Annotated in this window: 18 protein-coding genes and 2 pseudogenes; 18 read left to right on the top strand and 2 right to left on the bottom strand. The window is 59.1% G+C overall.

The genetic code is table 11. From position 1 onward, the window contains the following. Positions 1-610 precede the first annotated feature (610 nt). The 11 genes and pseudogenes from IVA95_RS04150 to fdxB form a co-directional block, all read left to right on the top strand. Positions 611-1,945 (top strand): annotated as a pseudogene (locus tag IVA95_RS04150) (dicarboxylate/amino acid:cation symporter); the annotation flags it as partial. A gap of 1,666 nt (positions 1,946-3,611) precedes the next feature. Beyond that, entirely contained in the window at positions 3,612-3,806 is a 195-nt protein-coding gene (locus IVA95_RS04145; protein ID WP_247509395.1) for a 4Fe-4S dicluster domain-containing protein, read from the top strand. Between the two features lie 281 nt (positions 3,807-4,087). Next, a pseudogene (locus tag IVA95_RS38960) lies at positions 4,088-4,301 on the top strand (Fe-S cluster assembly protein SufB); the annotation flags it as partial. 494 nt (positions 4,302-4,795) lie between these two features. After that, the gene (gene nifD / locus IVA95_RS04140; protein ID WP_247509341.1) at positions 4,796-6,298 is read left to right on the top strand and encodes a nitrogenase molybdenum-iron protein alpha chain; all 1,503 of its coding nucleotides are present in this window, start codon (positions 4,796-4,798) and stop codon (positions 6,296-6,298) included. A gap of 66 nt (positions 6,299-6,364) precedes the next feature. Continuing rightward, positions 6,365-7,924, top strand: a complete 1,560-nt coding sequence (gene nifK, locus IVA95_RS04135; RefSeq protein WP_247509340.1) for a nitrogenase molybdenum-iron protein subunit beta — start codon at positions 6,365-6,367, stop codon at positions 7,922-7,924. Positions 7,925-8,025: 101 nt separating this feature from the next. Further along, positions 8,026-9,699 carry a nitrogenase iron-molybdenum cofactor biosynthesis protein NifE gene (nifE, locus tag IVA95_RS04130; protein ID WP_247509339.1) on the top strand — a complete coding sequence of 558 codons (1,674 nt, stop codon included), beginning with the start codon at positions 8,026-8,028 and terminating at the stop codon, positions 9,697-9,699. Positions 9,700-9,708: 9 nt separating this feature from the next. Continuing rightward, on the top strand, positions 9,709-11,115 hold the full coding sequence (gene nifN / locus IVA95_RS04125) for a nitrogenase iron-molybdenum cofactor biosynthesis protein NifN (protein WP_247509338.1): 1,407 nt from the start codon (positions 9,709-9,711) through the stop codon (positions 11,113-11,115). Beyond that, a complete protein-coding gene (gene nifX, locus IVA95_RS04120) occupies positions 11,112-11,507 on the top strand; it encodes a nitrogen fixation protein NifX (RefSeq protein ID WP_247509337.1) in 396 nt (131 codons plus the stop codon). The genes nifN and nifX overlap by 4 nt, the downstream gene beginning before the upstream one ends. A 7-nt stretch (positions 11,508-11,514) precedes the next feature. After that, positions 11,515-11,988: a NifX-associated nitrogen fixation protein gene (locus IVA95_RS04115; RefSeq protein WP_247509336.1), complete on the top strand. Its 474-nt coding sequence runs from the start codon at positions 11,515-11,517 to the stop codon at positions 11,986-11,988. A 10-nt stretch (positions 11,989-11,998) separates the two neighbouring features. Then, positions 11,999-12,199, top strand: coding sequence for a CCE_0567 family metalloprotein (locus IVA95_RS04110; RefSeq protein WP_247509335.1), 201 nt, complete (start codon positions 11,999-12,001; stop codon positions 12,197-12,199). A gap of 13 nt (positions 12,200-12,212) precedes the next feature. Further along, positions 12,213-12,509, top strand: a complete 297-nt coding sequence (gene fdxB / locus IVA95_RS04105) for a ferredoxin III, nif-specific (protein WP_247509334.1) — start codon at positions 12,213-12,215, stop codon at positions 12,507-12,509. A gap of 266 nt (positions 12,510-12,775) precedes the next feature. On the opposite strand, the gene IVA95_RS04100 is transcribed toward fdxB, so the two are convergent. After that, positions 12,776-12,958, bottom strand: coding sequence for a hypothetical protein (locus IVA95_RS04100; protein WP_247509333.1), 183 nt, complete (start codon positions 12,956-12,958; stop codon positions 12,776-12,778). A gap of 349 nt (positions 12,959-13,307) precedes the next feature. On the opposite strand from IVA95_RS04100, the gene IVA95_RS04095 reads away from it, so the two are divergent. Then, positions 13,308-13,706, top strand: a complete 399-nt coding sequence (locus IVA95_RS04095; protein WP_247509394.1) for a Rieske 2Fe-2S domain-containing protein — start codon at positions 13,308-13,310, stop codon at positions 13,704-13,706. A 9-nt stretch (positions 13,707-13,715) separates the two neighbouring features. Here the strand turns inward: IVA95_RS04095 and IVA95_RS04090 are convergent, their stop codons facing one another. Then, positions 13,716-14,306 carry a hypothetical protein gene (locus IVA95_RS04090; RefSeq protein ID WP_247509332.1) on the bottom strand — a complete coding sequence of 197 codons (591 nt, stop codon included), beginning with the start codon at positions 14,304-14,306 and terminating at the stop codon, positions 13,716-13,718. Positions 14,307-14,587: 281 nt separating this feature from the next. On the opposite strand from IVA95_RS04090, the gene IVA95_RS04085 reads away from it, so the two are divergent. From IVA95_RS04085 to nifB, 6 genes are all read left to right on the top strand, one after another. Then, positions 14,588-14,908: an iron-sulfur cluster assembly accessory protein gene (locus IVA95_RS04085; protein WP_247509331.1), complete on the top strand. Its 321-nt coding sequence runs from the start codon at positions 14,588-14,590 to the stop codon at positions 14,906-14,908. A gap of 19 nt (positions 14,909-14,927) precedes the next feature. After that, the gene (locus IVA95_RS04080; RefSeq protein WP_247509330.1) at positions 14,928-15,218 is read left to right on the top strand and encodes a NifU family protein; all 291 of its coding nucleotides are present in this window, start codon (positions 14,928-14,930) and stop codon (positions 15,216-15,218) included. Between the two features lie 11 nt (positions 15,219-15,229). Beyond that, positions 15,230-16,414, top strand: a complete 1,185-nt coding sequence (nifS, locus tag IVA95_RS04075; protein WP_346657977.1) for a cysteine desulfurase NifS — start codon at positions 15,230-15,232, stop codon at positions 16,412-16,414. A gap of 4 nt (positions 16,415-16,418) precedes the next feature. Next, positions 16,419-16,643: a putative nitrogen fixation protein NifT gene (gene nifT, locus IVA95_RS04070; protein ID WP_247509329.1), complete on the top strand. Its 225-nt coding sequence runs from the start codon at positions 16,419-16,421 to the stop codon at positions 16,641-16,643. Next, a complete protein-coding gene (locus tag IVA95_RS04065; RefSeq protein WP_247509328.1) occupies positions 16,640-17,503 on the top strand; it encodes an SIR2 family protein in 864 nt (287 codons plus the stop codon). The genes nifT and IVA95_RS04065 overlap by 4 nt, the downstream gene beginning before the upstream one ends. 252 nt (positions 17,504-17,755) lie before the next feature. Then, entirely contained in the window at positions 17,756-19,318 is a 1,563-nt protein-coding gene (nifB, locus tag IVA95_RS04060) for a nitrogenase cofactor biosynthesis protein NifB (protein ID WP_247509327.1), read from the top strand. Positions 19,319-19,326: the final 8 nt, after the last annotated feature.

Raw genomic sequence — 19,326 nt, 5'->3', positions numbered from 1 at the left:
GCGCTTCGGAAATAGTTCGCCGGAACAAAGATCTCATTCGGAAGTCGATCCGGAGCTTGCCGGTTTGGCCGAGCAGCCGAGCCCAATTTCCGGGAGCAGGCCGAGGCAGACGAACGACTGGATCGTATCCAGGCGCTATCCTCCAGCCCTCTTTGCGGACGGCTGTTTCCATAATCCCACCAGCCGAGATCAATCAGGGTAGCAGATCAATGCCGCGCAAAACTCCCGTCAAGAAATTGACGTCGTGTCATCTTCATGCAGATCAACCTAAGTTCGAATTGTGGCGCGATCGGTATGATGGCGCAGAGCCGAGGACGGGCAAGAATAGAATATCGTTAAGCGGACTATTGAAATGCCTTGAACCTCACGTAGCGTCAGGTTGTAGCATGCAATCCTGATCAAAACTACACCGCGGTCGCGTCGATGGTGAATGGGTTCGGTCGACGGCTTCGCTGCGGCGTGAAAGGTAATATGGACTGAAGGGTTGTTTGCATCGGCCCATCGCCGTGAAAGGCGCAATAGCGCGAGATTTGGAAGGTCCATATCACCGCATAGGCTGCGCAACGCCTAAGCGGCAATGCATGAAAAAAAACAAGAGGGAGTAAACGTCATGGCGGCAACGATTGCGATGGAGAAGGCGCCGACTGCGCCCGCCGCATCTAAACCGTGGTACCGCATCCTCTACGTTCAGGTGCTGATCGCGATCATGCTCGGTGCCCTCGTTGGCTGGCTCTGGCCAAATCTAGCTACCAATGACTGGATCAAGGCGCTCGGCGATGGCTTCATCAAGCTGATCAAGATGGTGATTGCGCCGATCATCTTCTGCACGGTGGTTTCGGGCATAGCGCACATCCAGGACGCCAAAAAGGTCGGACGCATCGGCATTAAGGCGCTGGTTTATTTCGAGATTGTATCCACTTTCACTCTGGTGATCGGCCTCATCGTCGGCAATCTGGTGCGGCCCGGCGCAGGATTTGGCAGCGCCGCGGCGAACGCACAAGCAGTGGCCAACTACGCGAAGCAGGCGGAGGCGCAGAAGACCGTCGACTTCATCCTGCATATCATTCCCGACACCGTGGTCGGCGCGTTCGCGCAGGGCGAGATCCTGCAGGTGCTGTTGTTCTCAATCCTGTTCGGCTTCGCGCTAATGGGCCTTGGCGAGCGCGGTCAAACCATCCGCTCTTTCATCGACGACGCCGCGCATGGCGTGTTCGGCGTGATCTCGATTGTGATGCACGCGGCGCCGATCGGCGCGTTCGGCGCCATGGCCTACACCATCGGAAAATTCGGCTCCGGTGCGATCCTCAACCTGATCGGGCTGATCGCGACGTTCTATGTCACGGCAGCGCTGTTCGTGTTCGTCGTGCTCGGCATTATCGCACGGATAGCCGGCTTCTCGATCTTCAAGTTCCTGGCCTATATCAAGGATGAACTGCTGATCGTGCTCGGGACCTCCTCCTCGGAAAGCGCGCTGCCGTCCCTGATGGAGAAGCTTGAGCGTCTCGGTTGCTCCAAATCTGTGGTCGGGCTCGTCGTGCCGACGGGATATTCGTTCAACCTCGACGGCACCAACATCTACATGACGCTGGCGACGCTGTTCATTGCGCAGGCGCTCGGCGTCAATATTTCCTTTGGCCAGCAACTGACCATCCTGTTCGTTGCCATGCTGACCTCAAAGGGCGCCTCCGGCATCACCGGCGCGGGCTTCGTTACGCTGGCGGCGACGCTTGCCGTAGTCGATCCGCGGCTGGTGCCGGGCATGGCGATCGTGCTCGGCATCGACAAGTTTATGAGCGAATGCCGCGCGCTCACTAATCTCTGCGGAAATGGCGTCGCCTGCGTGGTCGTCGCCTGGTGGGAAGGTGAACTCGATCGCGAGAAGCTTACGGCCAACCTCAAGAAGCAGATCGATCCAACCGATCTCGAGACCGCCCTGGTAACGGACTTGAATCGGTTTACCCTGCAATCAAACGAATTCACGGGAATCGATAGAAGTCAGGGCAAGCTCAACGGCTGCGCTGACGTTTCTTCGCAAGTCGCTTCTGATTCTAGTATTTGCGTTGCCCGCGACGGACGAACGCCGAACGAGTGGCAACAAGGTGTAGCAATCTCGCCCAAATCGCGAAATCGCTCGACCAGGTGAGGGCACAAGACTGCGGCGATCGAACTGGTTCGGAGCAAACAGAGCGTTGATGCCATCCGGCCGTGGTTCGCGGGCCACGGGACGAGAAGGCAAACAGCATGCCGCAACTGATGCTAATCGTTGTGCGCCAGACAAGGAAGATCGGACAGCGCAGAGCAGCTACCGCCCGGCATTGGCTGAGCGCCGTATCGTCGTTGTGGTTACGGATATCGAACACGGCGCCAATTCGGTAGTTCAAAGCATAGAGGGGCCCTAGAGGGCCCCGCTGGTAACTCTCCTCAATGGAAACACCAACTCTATTCCCAAGGTTCATAGAATGCCCGCCGCTGGTAATTGAATGGGGCGTTCTTCGGAACAGGAACTTGTCTGAACGTAAGGCGCGTGCGGACGACAGCGCTCACGCCGCCTATTAGAACGCCCTACGAGCGCGGCGCAACACACCGCGACGCAAGCAAAGTAGACTGGAAGCAGAATGAGGAATGGGGGCATCGGGACATCTCAGGTTGCGGGCGCTTGCTTCTTCCCAAACACACTGTGGCGCCATCGGCGGGCGCCGATTTTGCTAGGAAGGTCGTACAGCCTAACGTTACGTACGATTCAAGCCCCTCTAAGATCCCGAATAAAATATGCTTAACTCTCGGCTTACAAGAGCGCTGTTCACTCTCATCGGTCGGCCGGACTTCTGTTTTTTCAGTCAAGCGCGCAATTTATCTCTTGAGAGATGCCACTGGTAAGGTGACGGTGGATACGCATAAGTTTTTGTAGTTTTTCAATCAGCGCTCACTCGCGCCGTTTCGCGATTAACGAAATTGGTTTGCCCAACAGCAACACCAAGTGCTTGGTCAATGCGGGCTCCCGGCCCGAATTTGCTCCGTAAATTGTTCGAATGGTTGTGAACAAAGCTGGGTAAGAGACGTGCTCCGACGTCGATCCGCACGTCAACCTCTTGCATTGTGCACTGCCAATGCATATTGGTGCGTAGCGGTAGCGCCGTGCGCTATCGCTGCCCTCCTTGGGCGTTTCCTCCCTAGACTTGGGCCGCTTGTTCATTCAAGCGGCCCTTTTTTCGTGTGCCGAGTATGAAGCCTGAAGGGAGAAGTCCTCTCCCCAGCCTGAGGTCCAATCTCAAATTGGAATCCATGTGTTCTCAGAGAAGCACGTTATGACCACTCGTCAGACCTCTTCATCAGCGCTTGGTCTGGCTGGTTGTAGAAAGCGGGTTCTTGCTGCGCTTTCGGCACCGATTGGCGACCGAAACGCCCAGCTCTGCTCCTCAAAATCCGATGGCCTACTCTTCCGAAAAGCGGAGGCGCTTCACGCTGAGCTGCGGAGTGTCGGAGTTACGACATGTCGCCGCGCCCACGACAACGCAAAGGAAAAATTCCGAGATAAATCAAGTTCCGAAGTTTTGGCACGCGCCTTGAAAGGGAGGAAGACGTCCGGCTCGCCTCCTCAAGGAATCACAGTGATGGCTTACAAGATTATGGCCTCCCAGTGCAGCGTCTGTGGCGCATGTGAGTTCGAATGTCCCAATGCTGCAATCACGCTCAAGAACGACACGTACATGATCGATCCGAAGCAGTGCACGGAATGCGATGAGCATTTCGACACGCCGCAATGCGCTGCCGTCTGTCCGATATCCGATACCTGCGTGCCTGCATAGAGGCGCGGCCGGTGAGTGGGCCTTGCGACGCGGGACAAGATCGAGACTTCGGACTTTCTGATCCGGCTGCTTGATTGGCGTGGTCGCCGGCCCGGAGCGGCGGGTAGGATAAGGGGAGGGTATGCGGCAGAGCCGGCACACAGTAGCCCTCATCGGAAACCGGGACTGTGCTCCCTCGAGCTCCGGGTTGCATGTACAAGAGAAGGTCCCGACCAGTCCAGCGGATCGACGTCGACCAGTATCGATACGGTTCGAGACGTTTATTAAGTCCGACGCGGCTGCCGAAGAAACTGTCTTCGATCGATGAAATTGATCAGGAAATCTCAAGACCTACGAGAAGCTCGGCAGCCCCGTGCGTGAGGTTGCGATCCCAGAAGGGGTCGCACCGGCCCGGCGAAGAGCCGTCAGGGCAGCGCAAGATCGCCCGTCGACGCCGTGTTCGATTCGGTCTCCGCTGTCACCACTTTGCATAAGGAATTGCAGAAGGCCGGCGTGGCGCAAGCTGAGCTCCTCGACCAGCAGCTTGGGGGTTCGGCTGTGACCATCGCGGTGGGCTGGCTGGCCCATAGCATTAGGATCAGGATGGCGACGAGGCACGCACAATGTGCACCGTCGCCGATGAAGGTGAGCACCGATCGGCCTTCTCGCGATGGATGGTGGTGGCGGGCCGGACCTGGATGGCGCAGCCCTGCATTAAATTCGCCCGGTTACATGCTGCTTGCGCCAGCAGGCCCGCCGCGTACCGCACCCTTCGGCGGCTTCGGAGGTGCAAAGCCACCTAGCCACCGTTGTTTTGTTTGAAACAGGAACAAACCAAACGTCTCTAGGTCCCTTCGATGTCGGGTTTGCAACAACAGTCCAGCTCGCCGTGCGAACGCACTATCTACTTCTAAACGCGATGAGTTTTGCGTTCAGGCCCTGCTGGCATGCTCGTTGCAAAACGCATGGCCGAGCCGTCTCGAAACAGGAAACCTTCGAAGGATATCAGCATGAGTCTCGTCACGACGAGGAGTGTCGCAGAAATCAAGGCCCGCAATAAAAAGATTATCGAGGAAGTGCTCAAGGTTTATCCCGAGAAGACCGCGAAAAGGCGCGCCAAGCACCTCAACGTGCACGAGGACGGCAAGTCCGATTGTGGCGTCAAGTCCAACCTCAAATCCATCCCGGGCGTGATGACGATCCGCGGCTGCGCTTACGCGGGTTCGAAGGGCGTGGTCTGGGGGCCGATCAAGGACATGATCCACATCAGCCACGGTCCGGTTGGCTGTGGCCAGTACTCGTGGGGATCGCGGCGCAACTATTACGTCGGCACGACGGGCATCGATACTTTCGTGACGTTGCAGTTCACTTCCGATTTCCAGGAAAAGGATATCGTGTTCGGCGGCGACAAGAAGCTCTCCAAGATCATCGACGAGATCCAGGAGCTGTTCCCGCTCAACAACGGCATCACCATCCAGTCGGAATGCCCGATCGGCCTGATCGGCGATGATATCGAGGCGGTGTCCAGGGTGAAGTCGAAGGAGTATGGCGGCAAGACCATCGTGCCGGTTCGCTGCGAGGGTTTTCGTGGTGTGTCGCAGTCGCTAGGGCATCACATCGCGAACGACGCTGTGCGGGATTGGGTGTTCGAGAAGGTCGCGCCCGAGAGCAAGTCAAAGTTTGAGTCGACGCCCTACGACGTCGCGATCATCGGCGACTATAACATCGGCGGTGACACCTGGTCGTCCCGCATCTTACTTGAAGAAATGGGCCTGCGCGTGATCGCGCAGTGGTCCGGCGACGGGTCGCTGGCCGAGCTCGAGGCAACGCCGAAGGCGAAGCTCAATGTGCTGCACTGCTATCGGTCGATGAACTACATCTCGCGCCACATGGAGGAGAAGTTCGGAATTCCGTGGTGCGAATATAACTTCTTCGGGCCCTCAAAGATCGCGGAGTCGCTGCGCAAGATCGCCAACTATTTCGATGACAAAATCAAAGAGGGCGCCGAGCGGGTGATTGCGAAATATCAGCCACTGGTGGACGCAGTGATCGCAAAATATCGCCCGCGCCTGGAAGGCAAGACCGTGATGCTGTTCGTCGGTGGTCTTCGTCCGCGCCATGTGATCGGCGCTTATGAGGACCTCGGAATGGAGGTCGTCGGCACCGGTTACGAATTCGGGCACAATGACGACTATCAGCGCACCGCCCAGCATTATGTGAAAGACGGAACGCTGATCTATGACGACGTCACCGGATACGAGTTCGAGCATTTCGTCGAGAAGATGCAGCCCGACCTTGTCGGCTCCGGCATCAAGGAAAAATATGTGTTCCAGAAGATGGGTGTGCCGTTCCGGCAGATGCACTCCTGGGACTATTCGGGTCCGTATCACGGCTATGACGGGTTTGCGATCTTCGCGCGCGACATGGACATAGCCATCAACTCACCGATCTGGAGGAAGACCAAGGCGCCCTGGAAGGACGTCGCCAAGCCGAAGCTTCTGGCTGCGGAATAACCTGCCTGTCAGACTCTCGGCGTGAGGCCGAAGCAACATTGATCACGATTATTCGAAAGGGACACCATGGCGCAGAATGCAGAACACGTGCTCGATCACTTCGAGCTGTTCCGCGGTCCGGAATACCAGCAGATGCTGGCCAACAAGAAGAAGATGTTCGAAAACCCCCGCGATCCCGCGGAGGTCGAACGCATCCGCGAATGGACTAAGACGCCCGAATATCGTGAAAAAAACTTTGCGCGGGAAGCGCTGACGGTGAACCCTGCCAAGGCCTGCCAGCCGCTCGGCGCGGTGTTCGCCTCCGTTGGCTTCGAAGGCACGCTGCCCTTCGTACACGGCTCGCAGGGCTGCGTGGCCTATTATCGCAGCCATCTGTCGCGGCACTTCAAGGAGCCGAGCTCCTGTGTCTCCTCGTCGATGACGGAAGATGCTGCGGTATTCGGCGGTTTGAACAACATGATCGATGGGCTCGCCAACAGCTACAACATGTACAAGCCCCGGATGATCGCGGTCTCCACCACCTGCATGGCTGAGGTCATCGGTGACGACCTCAACGCCTTTATCAAAACGTCCAAGGAGAAAGGCTCGGTTCCGGCGGAGTTCGATGTGCCTTTCGCGCACACGCCAGCCTTTGTGGGTAGCCACGTCACCGGTTACGACAATGCGCTTAAGGGCATACTGGAGCATTTCTGGGACGGCAAGGCTGGAACAGCGCCGAAACTCGAGCGCGCCCCCAACGAGAAGATCAACTTCATCGGCGGCTTTGACGGGTACACCGTCGGTAATCTCCGCGAGATTAAGCGCATCTTCGAACTGATGGGCATCCAGTACACCATCCTCGCGGACAACTCCGATGTGTTCGATACGCCGACTGACGGCGAATTCCGGATGTATGACGGCGGCACTACGCTGGAAGACGCCGCGAACGCGGTTCACGCCAAGGCGACAATCTCAATGCAGCAGTGGTGCACGGAAAAGACGCTCCCGTTCATTTCCGATCATGGCCATGAGGTCGTGGCTTTCAACTATCCGGTGGGCGTGTCCGCAACGGATGAGTTCCTGATGGCGTTGTCGCGCATCAGCGGCAAAGATATCCCAGAGGAACTGACGCGAGAGCGCGGCCGCCTGGTCGATGCGATGGCTGACTCCAACGCGCATATCCATGGCAAGAAATTCGCGATCTATGGCGATCCAGATCTCTGCTATGGGCTAGCTGCCTTCCTGCTAGAACTTGGCGCCGAACCGATCCATGTGCTCGCCACCAACGGCAACAAGGCCTGGGAGGAGAAAATCCGGGCGCTGTTTGCGGGCTCGTCGTTTGGGCAGAACTGCCACGCCTATCGGGGGCGAGACCTCTGGCACATGCGCTCGTTGCTGTTCACCGAGCCCGTCGATTTCCTGATCGGTAACACTTATGGCAAGTATCTGGAGCGCGACACTGGCACTCCGCTGATCCGAATCGGCTTCCCGATTTTTGATCGGCATCACCATCACCGCTATCCAGTGTGGGGCTATCAGGGCGGCATGAACGTGCTGGTGAAGATTCTCGATAAGATCTTCGAGGAAATCGACAAGAACACCAACATTGCCGGCAAGACTGACTACAGCTTCGATATCATTCGTTAATGACGACGACATGCGCCATCGCCGGCGGACGAAAGCCTCGCCCGGCGATGGGCCCGGCGACCGAAGGGCTGCGCACGAAAACCTCGGTTAAGGGGAGAGAGATGGGTTCGCTTTCAGCCACCATTCAGAATATCTTTAACGAGCCGGGCTGCGCCAAGAACGCCAACAAGTCGGAGGCCGAGCGCAAGAAGGGCTGCACCAAGCAGCTGCAGCCGGGAAGCGCCGCGGGCGGCTGCGCCTTCGACGGTGCAAAGATCGCGCTGCAACCGTTTACCGACGTCGCCCATCTGGTGCACGGGCCGATCGCCTGTGAGGGTAATTCCTGGGACAACCGCGGTGCAGCTTCATCTGGTCCCAGCATCTGGCGCACGGGCTTGACGACCGACATGAGCGAAACCGACATCGTGTTTGGCGGTGAGAAGCGACTTTACAAGGCAATCAGGGAGATCTTAGAAAAGTACAATCCGGCGGCGATCTTTGTCTATCAGACCTGCGTTCCGGCCATGATCGGCGACGATATCAACGCGGTCTGCAAGGCTGCTTCTCGGAAATTCGGCAAGCCGGTGATTCCGGTCAATTCGCCCGGCTTCGTAGGTCCAAAAAGCCTCGGCTGCAAGCTTGCCGGGGAGGCCTTGCTTGAGCACGTCATCGGCACCGAAGAGCCAGACCACACCACGCCCTACGATATCAACCTGATCGGTGAATACAACCTGTCGGGCGAGCTTTGGCAGATCAAGCCGCTTTTCGACGAGCTCGGTATCCGCATCCTCTCCTGCATCTCGGGCGATGGCAAATATCGCGAAGTCGCCTCGTCGCACCGGGCGCGCGCCGCCATGATGGTATGTTCGAAGGCGATGATCAATGTCGCGCGCAAGATGGAGAAGCGTTACGGCATTCCGTTCTTCGAAGGCTCGTTCTACGGCATCCAGGACTCTAGCGATTCACTGCGCGAGATTGCGCGACTTTTAGTCGAGCGCGGGGCGCCGGAAGATCTGATCGAGCGCACCGAGGCGGTGATCGCGCGCGAGGAGGCGCGGGCCTGGGCCGCGATCGAACCCTATAAGCCTCGCTTTGCGGGCAAGAGGGCGTTGCTGATCACCGGCGGCGTCAAATCCTGGTCCGTGGTGGCGGCCCTGCAGGAGGCCGGACTCGACATGATCGGCACCAGCGTCAAGAAATCCACCAAGGAGGACAAGGAGCGGATCAAGGAGCTGATGGGCGAGCACGCCCACATGATCGAGGACATGATGCCGCGCGAAATATATAGGATGCTGAAGGACGCGAAAGCGGACATCATGCTCTCGGGCGGCAAGTCGCAATTCGTCGCGCTCAAGGCGGCGATGCCCTGGCTCGACATCAACCAGGAGCGCTACCACGCCTACATGGGCTACCTCGGGATGGTGAAGCTGGTCGAGGAGATCGACAAAGCACTGTTCAACCCGATGTGGGAGCAGTTGCGCCGCACGGCGCCGTGGGACGATAAAGGCAATATTCGGCACCTCAAGGCCATTGCGCCGACGGACCCGCACGCCGCCGAAATCGCTCTCGATCACGCACTTGCCGAGACGACCCGCCGCGCGAACAAGATCTGCCTTTGCAAGGCAGTCGATTTCGGTACAATCGAGGATGCGATCCGCTCGCGTGGCCTCACCAGCGTCGAGGCAGTCAGACAGCACACCGACGCGGTCGGTGGCTGCTGCAAGAGGCGGATCGAAGACATCTTGGCGGCCATGCCGGTCTCCTCGCCGCCTGCCTTGCTGCAGGCCGCGGAGTAGGATGTGGTCATGGCCATCGTCACCGCGCCGAAGAAGGCCTGTGCGGTCAACCCGCTGAAGGTGAGCCAGCCGATCGGCGGCGCATTTGCCTTCTTAGGGCTGCGTGGGGCGATGCCGATTCTGCACGGTTCGCAGGGCTGCACATCCTTCGGGCTCACACTGTTCGTGCGGCATTTCAAGGAGGCGGTGCCGCTGCAGACCACTGCGATGAGCGAGGTGACGACCGTGCTCGGCGGCTATGAAAATGTCGAGCAGTCTATACTCAACATCTACAACCGGACCAAGCCGGAGATCATCGGGATCTGCTCGACCGGGGTGACCGAAACGAATGGCGATGATGTCAACGCCTACATCAAGCTGCTTCGCGACAGGCATCCGCAGCTCGCCAAGTTTCCTCTGGTCTATGTCTCGACGCCCGATTTCAAGGACGCGTTCCAAGACGGTTGGGAGAAGACAGTGGCTCGCATGGTCGAGGTGCTGGTGGAGGCGCCGGCGGTCGAGACTGAGCGCGATCCCGCGCAAGTGAATGTCCTGCCCGGATGTCACCTAACGCCGGGTGATCTCGACGAACTCAGGACCATTTTGGAGGATTTCGGCCTCAAGCCATCCTTCCTGCCTGATCTGGCGGGATCGCTGGACGGTCATATCCCCGACGAGTTCACACCGACGACCATCGGCGGCATCGGGGTCGACGAAGTCGTGAGCATGGGCCGGGCCGGCTGGACCATTGCCATCGGTGCGCAGATGCGGCGGGCAGCGGAAAACATGCAGGCCAAGGCGGGGGTGCCGTTCCGCCTGTTCGAGCGGCTTTGCGGACTTATCCCCAACGATCAATTCATCGCGTTCCTGAGCGAGATCAGCGAACGCCCGATACCATCAAAATACCGGCGGCAGCGAGGCCAGCTCGCCGATGCCATGCTCGATGCGCATTTCCACATCGCTGGCCGGAGGCTCGCGATCGGCGCGGAGCCCGATTTGTTGTTCGATGTCTCCAGCATGCTGCACGAGATGGGCGCGCAGGTCACTGCGGCCGTGACTACGACGCAATCGCCAGTGCTCGAGCGCGTTAAGACGAACGAGGTGCTGATCGGCGATCTCGAAGATCTGGAGGAACTCGCGAAGGCGCGCGCATGCGATCTTTTGATCACCCATTCGCATGGTCGCCAAGCCGCCGCACGGCTAAACATTCCGTTCTATCGCGCGGGATTTCCAATGTTCGATCGGATCGGCGCGGGACACCAGCTATCCGTCGGTTACCGCGGCACGCGCGATCTGATCTTCGATATCGCCAATCTCATTATCGCCGACCGCGAGGAAAATCACCAGCCGACGCCCGATACCTGGCGATCACCAACGCCAGCCTGCAGGTCCGGCCGCCACAGCTTTATTGACGCGACAGAGAGGTCGATTGCATGAAGGTCGCATTTGCTACCCAGGACTTGAGGCGCGTTGATGCGCATTTCGGCTGGGCCAAGAACATTGCCATCTATGATGTTTGGCCAGACGGGCACGTGTTTCTGAAAGCCTTCCAGTTCGACGGCGATGTCAAGGAAGACGGCAACGAGGACAAGCTTGCGCCCAAGCTCGAGGCCATCAAGGATTGCGCCATCCTCTATGTCGTTGCCATCGGCGGATCTGCCGCCGCGCGAGTGGTGGCGAACGGTATACATCCCATCAAGGTGAACAAGCCCGAGAGCATACTTGACCTGCTCGAAAAGCTACAACGCGTGCTGAAGGGTACGCCACCTCCCTGGCTGCGCAAGGCACTGGCAAGGGGACAGGAGCGCACGTTCGATTTCGAAAAGTGAGGGTGATATGACTGAGACAGTAGAAATACTGCAAGCCACGAGCGTCGCTCTCGATGCGCCGTTCGTAAAAGAGCTGGTCAGGATCTGGCGCGCTCAGGACATAAATGGCGCCTGGGAAGACAAGAGCGATCTCGATCTGCTCGAGCCCTACATACTCGACAGGGAGAAGCGGCGCGCGTTGCCTATCGTCGGCGATCCCGATCCGGATACGGTCTGGCGGCTGGAGCTGTTCTTCAATGCAGTTGCCCTCTCGATCGAGAAGGCGACGGGTGTGATGATCCAGCCGATGCTGAAGATGCACCATGAAGGCTTTGGCCGCATGGTGCTGATCGGCGGCCGGCTGATCGTATTAAGCAAGCAGCTGCGCGATGTGCATCGATTCGGCTTCGACAGTCTCTCAAAGCTGGCTGCCGAGGGTGGCAAATATGTCAGAAGCGGCATCAAGATGATCCAGAAATATCCTGACGTGGCGAACTATTGAGGGGCAGCTCATGAGCGATCTTGAGACGCTGAAAGTAGAGATAAAAAAGCTGTCGACCAAGGCCACACAGGCCAAGATGGATCTGCACGACCTTTCGGAGGAATTGCCCGCCAACTGGACGTCGATCATGGCGGTGGCTCAGAAGGCGCACGATGCCTTTGCCGAACTTGAGCGAAAGCGCGAGGATCTGAAGGCACTGGAAAAGACGTAAGGGGGATCCCAGCATGTCATTTGCAACGCGCGATGGTCGCAACTGGACGCCGGATTACCTGATCTCGATCGATCCAAACCACTGCATCGGCTGTGGCCGCTGCTTCAAGGTCTGCGGTCGGAACGTCATGACGTTGAAGGGGATCAACGAGGAGGGCGAGCTTGTCGATCTCGATGATGACGACGATGAGATCGAGAAGAAGATTATGGTGATGGATGATCAGGGCGCCTGCATCGGCTGCGGCGCCTGCGCCCGGGTCTGTCCGACCGACTGCCAGACTCACGCGCCCGCCTCGGCGGAAGCGGCTTAGCGACGCCTCTGTTTACTTCTCCTATGGAGCGGAGCGAGGTCGACACCAAGCATCGGGCGAGGGGACTCTCCATGTGCTGCGCTCGCGGATGAGCCCCTCGCCCGACCCTCCGCGGAGGGGGAGGGAGGATCACTCGATCCTCTGTTCGCGCGCGCGCCTTCCACATCGCGGCGATGCGGAAACGTTCGTTGCTGGCGCCGGGATTGCCAGCGTCGTCGCTTCGGCTTGCTTGAAGGGAGGCGAACGCGATGTCCGCCCCTCTCGCGTCAACAGCACGCCGCCCCGGACATATCGGTGGCCTGTGGGACAGCGGCCAGGATGGCGCGCCGATTCGGGTGCGCTAGCATCACGATCAATTCAATTGCTTCGAGCTTGTCGTCGAGACAAATGGCAAGCCCAATAACCTCGAGCTTGTGTCCGTCCAGTGTGGTTTTGATCAGCGTCGCCATCGGGTGATCCAAATATTGGTGCGCATACTGGCTAGCCGCCCTGATTCCAGAGCCGCGCCAATGCCTGGTTAGCACGCAACGCCGGAAGCTGCCGGCGCAAGGCCGTGTAGTAGGCATCGAAGCGGCCTCGGTCGCGCCTGCAAGATGCGACAAAATGGTCAGTCCTGGACAGCAACATGAAGGAGCTGCGGTCGACGCGGCCTCAGATCAAATATCTCGCTCATCGAAATGAGGTCGACGTCGCGCATCGGGTTCCCCAAAAGGTGAGGAGATCCGCCACTTGCGCGATTTTTGCAGGGCTGATCGCAGGGTGATCAATGACAGGGGTCTTGTCATGAACGAGCAACGGATGCCGCCGAATTCCGCCTATGCGATCTGCGGCTTCAACGACATTCCAAGTCGGCGCGCCATGGGCTTCCACCTCGTAATACTAGACGAAGACGGCAGCCACAGGCCGTGGCCCATTATTGTCGTGCGCTGGGGTAAGCAGGTGTTTGGCTATCTCAACAGATGCCCGCACAAAGGCGTCAATCTCGACTGGGATCGCAACCAGTTCCTCGATCCCAGCGGCCTCCGACTGATGTGCGGCAAGCACGGCTCGGCCTTCGAGCTCGGCACCGGCCGCTGCGTTGATGGCCCGTGCAAGGGTAGCGGACTCACGCCCATCACGTTGACGGTGTTGGAAGGCGACATCTGCGTCACCGGCGTGCGGCTCCTCGAGGACGAGGACCCCTCCGGCAAGAGCTGAAGCCAGCGCTCAGACCGGCCGGTTCTCGTTGCGGTTTTTCACAGGCTCCATCTTCTTCAGCCCGTATTCGTAAGAGACATCGTCAAAGGACGCATCGACATGCTTGGCCGCGTCGATTAGATAATCGAGCCTGCCACCCGCATCGAGCCTCTTGATATCGTTCTTGTCGACGCCGACCAGGTACATCATTTCCTTCCAGACGGTGGATTGATCGCACGGCAGCACGTGGAAGGTGATATCGCCGAGCTTGGTTCGGTATTTCGCCAACAGGTCTATGTTGTTGCAGAAAATGAAGTAGCTGCCGTCAGGGCTTAGCGCGCCGTCAAGAACCTTGGCGACGTCAGCGAGATAGGCGAAGGAGTGCAGGTAGCCGGCCAGCACCGGAATGGTGTTTTCGCCTTCCTCGGCGACCGTCAGCACCTGCTCGATCGAAAAGTCGGGCGGCCGTTTCTCGTCCGCGACCTGGGCCTGGAATTTCAGCGCGATATCGCCGCGAAAGCCGAACCGGCCCGGCCTGATGGTCGCGCCCTTGAATACGGCGTTGAGCAGGCGCCCCTCCTTCTCCAGCCGGCCGAGCGCGGTGTTCTCAATTGCTGTCATGAAAAATCGTTCCTCGATCTAAGACAATCGCCGGACACCTCGGCCGGCGCGACACGCAATGCAAGTTGTTTGCCGCCGCGTACGCCACGCTTTATCGGCGGAATCCATAAAGAAAACAGGCAAGCGCGCCGCGATCGTTGGAAGACCGTTGTCAGGAACCGGACAAGCGTCGCAAGGCCAACAGGCGCGATTCGAAAAGGCGAGCATTTTCAACTGCGTGCTCGCTGGCATGCGACTTGCCAATTCGCAGGCAACCGACCGAGGCAAATCAAGGGTGATCCATGATTAATCTGACGAATAGCGCAGTGAATGCGGTCAAGGGCGCGATTTCAACGTCGCCGCAGCCGGCGAGCGGCCTGCGCATTACGGTCGAGGCCGGCGGCTGCGCCGGATTCAAATACATGATGGGCCTGGCCGACGAGCCGAAGCCCGACGACACCGTGATCGAGCACGATGGGGTCAAGTTGTTCGTCGACAATAAAAGCCATGAGCACCTCGCCGGCACGACCATCGATTTCGTGGTGGCGCTGGAGGGTTCGGGCTTCAGGTTCGACAATCCGAACGCAAGGTCGAGCTGCTCCTGTGGCAAATCCTTCGGCTGATGACAAGAGAACTCGAAGCATGCTGGTCGAGTCCAAACAACTGAAGCAACCGCCGGTGACTGAGACCGATCGGGCGCAAATCATTCGCGCTGTGATCGAGGAGATCCGTCCCAATCTGCAGCGCGACGGCGGCGACTGTCAGCTTGTCGAGATCGACGGCAACAAAATCATGGTCAAGCTGACCGGTGCCTGCGCGTTCTGCAAGCTTTCGAGCTTTACGCTGGAAGGTATTCAGACGCGACTGGTCGAAAGGCTCGGCGAATTCGTTCGCCTGATCCCGGTCGCCGGCGCCGCCAAAGCGCGGCATTGAACGAGGCGTTTGTGTCGGTTTATCTCGACAACAATGCGACAACGCGGACGGATCCCTGCGTTGTCGAAGCCATGTTGCCGTTCTTCACCGAGCAGTTTGGCAATGCCTCCTCCGCTCATGCCTTCGGGAACAAGGTCGCGGGCGCCGTGAAGCAGGCGCGCCGCAGCCTGAAGGCCTTGTTAGGGGCTGCCTACGATCATGAGATCGTCTTCACATCTGGCGGCACCGAATCCAACAACGCCGCCATTCTCTCCGCGCTTGTGACCCAGGAGGGGCGGGACGAGATCGTCACCACCTCCGTCGAGCACCAGGCGATCCTGGCGCTGGTCAAAGAGTTGGCGACAAGGGGTGTCAAGACCCATCTGATCCCGGTGGATTCGCGCGGCAGACTTGATGTCGAGGCTTTTCGCTGGGCGCTTGGACCACGCACGGCGGTAGCGTCTGTCATGTGGGCCAACAACGAAACCGGAAACATTTTCCCGGTTGAAGATCTGGCCAGGATGGCGCGCGCGTCCGGCGCGCTGTTTCACACCGATGCGGTGCAGGCCATAGGCAGGGTGCCGATTGACCTAAAGGTTAGTGATATCGACATGCTGTCGATGTCCGCGCACAAGCTGCACGGACCCAAGGGAGTTGGCGCGCTCTATTTGCGCAAAGGCACAAAATTCAGGCCGCTGATTTGGGGCGGAGCACAGGAGCGACGGCGCCGCGGCGGAACCGAGAACGTTCCCGGCATCGTCGGTCTTGGAAAAGCTGCAAAACTTGCGGCAGAGCGCCTCGAGGCCGAACGCGTTCGCGTTGGTGCGTTGCGCGATCGCCTGGAACAAGCGATGTTACAGAACGGCCACTGCATGGTCCTCGGCGATGTCAGCTGCCGGCTGCCGAACACGGCTAATATCGCCTTCGAGCATCTCGAAGGCGAAGCGATCGTCCACCATCTCAATCGCGCCGGCATTGCCGCTTCGCTCGGATCAGCGTGCAGCTCCGGCTCGATGGAGCCATCTCATGTGCTGAGCGCCATGAACCTGCCGGCGAGGAGCCTACGTGGCGCGGTGCGCTTTTCGCTGTCGCATGAAACCGCTGTCGAAGAAATAGATCTGGTCATCCGCACTCTGTCCGACATCGTAGCTCACTTGCGCGCCATGTCGCGGGAGCGCGCCAATCCCATCAGCGATCCGGCCCATTCACGGAGTTGATCTCATGAAAATCATGATCCGCCGCTCTCCGGAGGCGGGCCTATCGATTTACGTGCCGAAAAAGGATCTTGAAGAGCCGATCGTGGAGTCCGAGCACGAGACGCTGTGGGGCGGTTGGATCAGAATAGCCAATGGCTGGGTGCTCGATCTGCCCGACATGGCGAGCGACACGCCGCTGCCGATCACCATCAATGCCAGGAAGCGTGGCGAGAACGGGGACGAGCGATGAAGGCGATCCGACAAATCGATTTTGTAAACGCGGCCGATGCTGAGGCGATTCTCACTAACGTCGCAGCTAGGCTGCGTGCCGGCAGCATTGTTCCCTATCTCGGACCTGGCGTCGCCGAGTTCTCCAAGCCGGATGTCCCGATGACGCCGGAGGCGCTAGCCGCCTTTTTCGCCAGCAAGGTCGCGCTGCCGCGCCGGGTCAAGGGCAATCCCTGGGCGTCGGCGCAGCACATCGAGAGCAATAAGCATCGCTCCACCGTGACGGCATTGATGGCGCAGGCCTTCGCCGCGCCGGTCGATCCGACGCCGCTGCATCATCATCTCGCCTCACTATCCCTGCCTGTCGTCGTCGACGCTTGGTATGACGGCGCAATGCGTGCTGCGCTTTGCAAGCACGAGGGATGGGGCGAGGTGCAGGGCATCACCCGCGCAAGCATCGGCGAAAACCGCTGGTATCGCTTCTATGATGCAGAAGGCAACGAGATCGATCGCGCTGCGGCTGGCAGTTGGACGACAGTCCTCTACAAACCGCACGGTGGCGCGCTGCCCGCCGAGAACTTCCTGGTCTCCGACGCAGATTATGTCGAGGTGCTGACCGAGATCGACCTCCAGACGCCGATTCCCGAAATCGTCAAGGAGCGGAGGACCGGGCGAAGCTTCCTCTTCATCGGCTGTCAGTTCAACGACCAGCTGTTGCGCACCTATGCGCGGCAGATCAGCAAACGCTCAGCCAATAACCATTACGCAATTGTGGAGCCGGACGCGCTCTCGCGCAACGAGCTGCGCTTCCTGGCCGAGCAGTCCCTGACGCCGCTCGCGATTGCGCTTCCGCGCGCGGTCGAGATCTTGATCTCTGCCTGATGGGATCTTGCCTTCAGCGGAGCTTGGATAGCGTAAAACGCGAGCGTCGTTTGACGCGTTGATATGCGCCTGATCGGATTCCAGTGTCGACACTGCGCCTTCTGTCACGTTTGCAACAACCGCGAAAGATCTGTCGCGTGCGAGAGGGCATCGCTAACATCCTGACATCGGACAGAAATTTCCGAGGCGCCGTTAATGGCACGCGAGTTGCTAACTCTCAATTGAAGTTTCCGCCTGCAGAGAGAATGGCAAATGGATGTGTCGGAATGTAATGAGGCAAGCTCTTTTGGCGGCGCCGCTGGTCTCGGCGAGATCAAGCAAGCCCACACCCGGCATAAGGGCTGCGGCACCTTTGGCGGCAGGGACAAGGCGAGCTGCGGATCGCAGGCCCGCCAAGGCGATCTGCCACAGGCGATCTGGGAAAAGGTGAAGAACCATCCCTGCTACAGCGAAGAGGCGCATCACCATTACGCCCGCATGCATGTCGCGGTCGCGCCGGCGTGCAATATCCAGTGCAATTACTGCAATCGCAAATATGACTGCGCCAATGAATCGCGCCCGGGTGTGGTAAGTGAGAAGCTCACCCCTGAGCAGGCGGCGAAGAAAGTGCTCGCCGTTGCTTCCACTATTCCGCAGATGACCGTGCTTGGCATCGCCGGCCCCGGCGATCCCCTGGCCAATCCGGAAAAAACATTCAAGACGTTCGAGCTGGTAGCCAAAGCCGCGCCGGACATCAAGCTGTGCCTGTCGACCAACGGGCTGGCCTTGCCCGATCACGTCGACACCATCGCCCGCTTGAACGTCGACCACGTCACCATCACCATCAACATGGTCGATCCCGAAATAGGTGCCAAGATCTATCCGTGGATTTTCTATGGCCACAGGCGCTACACCGGCGTCAAAGCCGCAAAGATGCTGATCAATCGACAGCTGCAAGGCCTTAAGATGCTCGCGGAGCGCGAGATCTTGTGCAAGATCAATTCGGTCATGATCCCGGGCATCAACGACCAGCACCTGGTCGACGTTAACAAGGCCGTCAAGTCGCGCGGCGCGTTCCTGCACAACATCATGCCGCTGATCTCCGCGCCCCAGCACGGCACCGTGTTCGGTCTCAACGGTCAGCGCGGCCCAGCGGCGCAGGAATTGAAGGCGCTGCAGGACGCTTGTGAAGGCGAGATGAACATGATGCGGCATTGCCGGCAGTGTCGCGCCGATGCTGTCGGCCTGCTCGGCGAGGATCGCGGCGCGGAGTTCACCACGGAGAAGATCATGGCGATGGATGTCAAGTACGACCTCGAGACGCGTAAAGCCTATCAGGCCAAAGTTGAGGAGGAGCGCGTGGCCAAGGTCGCGGCCACACAGCAGAAACTGGCCGACCTCGCGGGCGAGACGAGTGATATCAATCTCCTGGTCGCGGTAGCAACCAAGGGCTCGGGCCTGATCAACGAGCATTTTGGACATGCCAAGGAGTTCCAGGTGTACGAACTCTCGACATCGGGCGCCAAATTCGTCGGCCACCGTCGCGCCGATCCCTACTGCCAGGGCGGTTATGCTGAGGAGGGCAGCCTTGCGACCATCATCCGCGCCATCGATGACTGCCATGCGGTGTTCGTGGCCAAGATCGGCGGGTGCCCGAAGAGCGAGCTGATCAAGGCCGGCATCGAGCCGCTTGATCAATACGCGCACGAGTTCATCGAGAAATCAGCGATCGCCTGGTTCAAGCGTTATCTCGACAAGGTGCAAAGCGGTGAGATCCAGCATGTCGAACGCGGCAACGCGGCGATTCGGCAGGGCGCGCTGATTTCGGCGGCGTAAGGACATAT

Source organism: Bradyrhizobium sp. 157, from assembly GCF_023073815.1.
In the GTDB taxonomy this organism is placed as follows: domain Bacteria; phylum Pseudomonadota; class Alphaproteobacteria; order Rhizobiales; family Xanthobacteraceae; genus Bradyrhizobium.
This window is presented reverse-complemented; position numbering and strand designations above follow the sequence as displayed.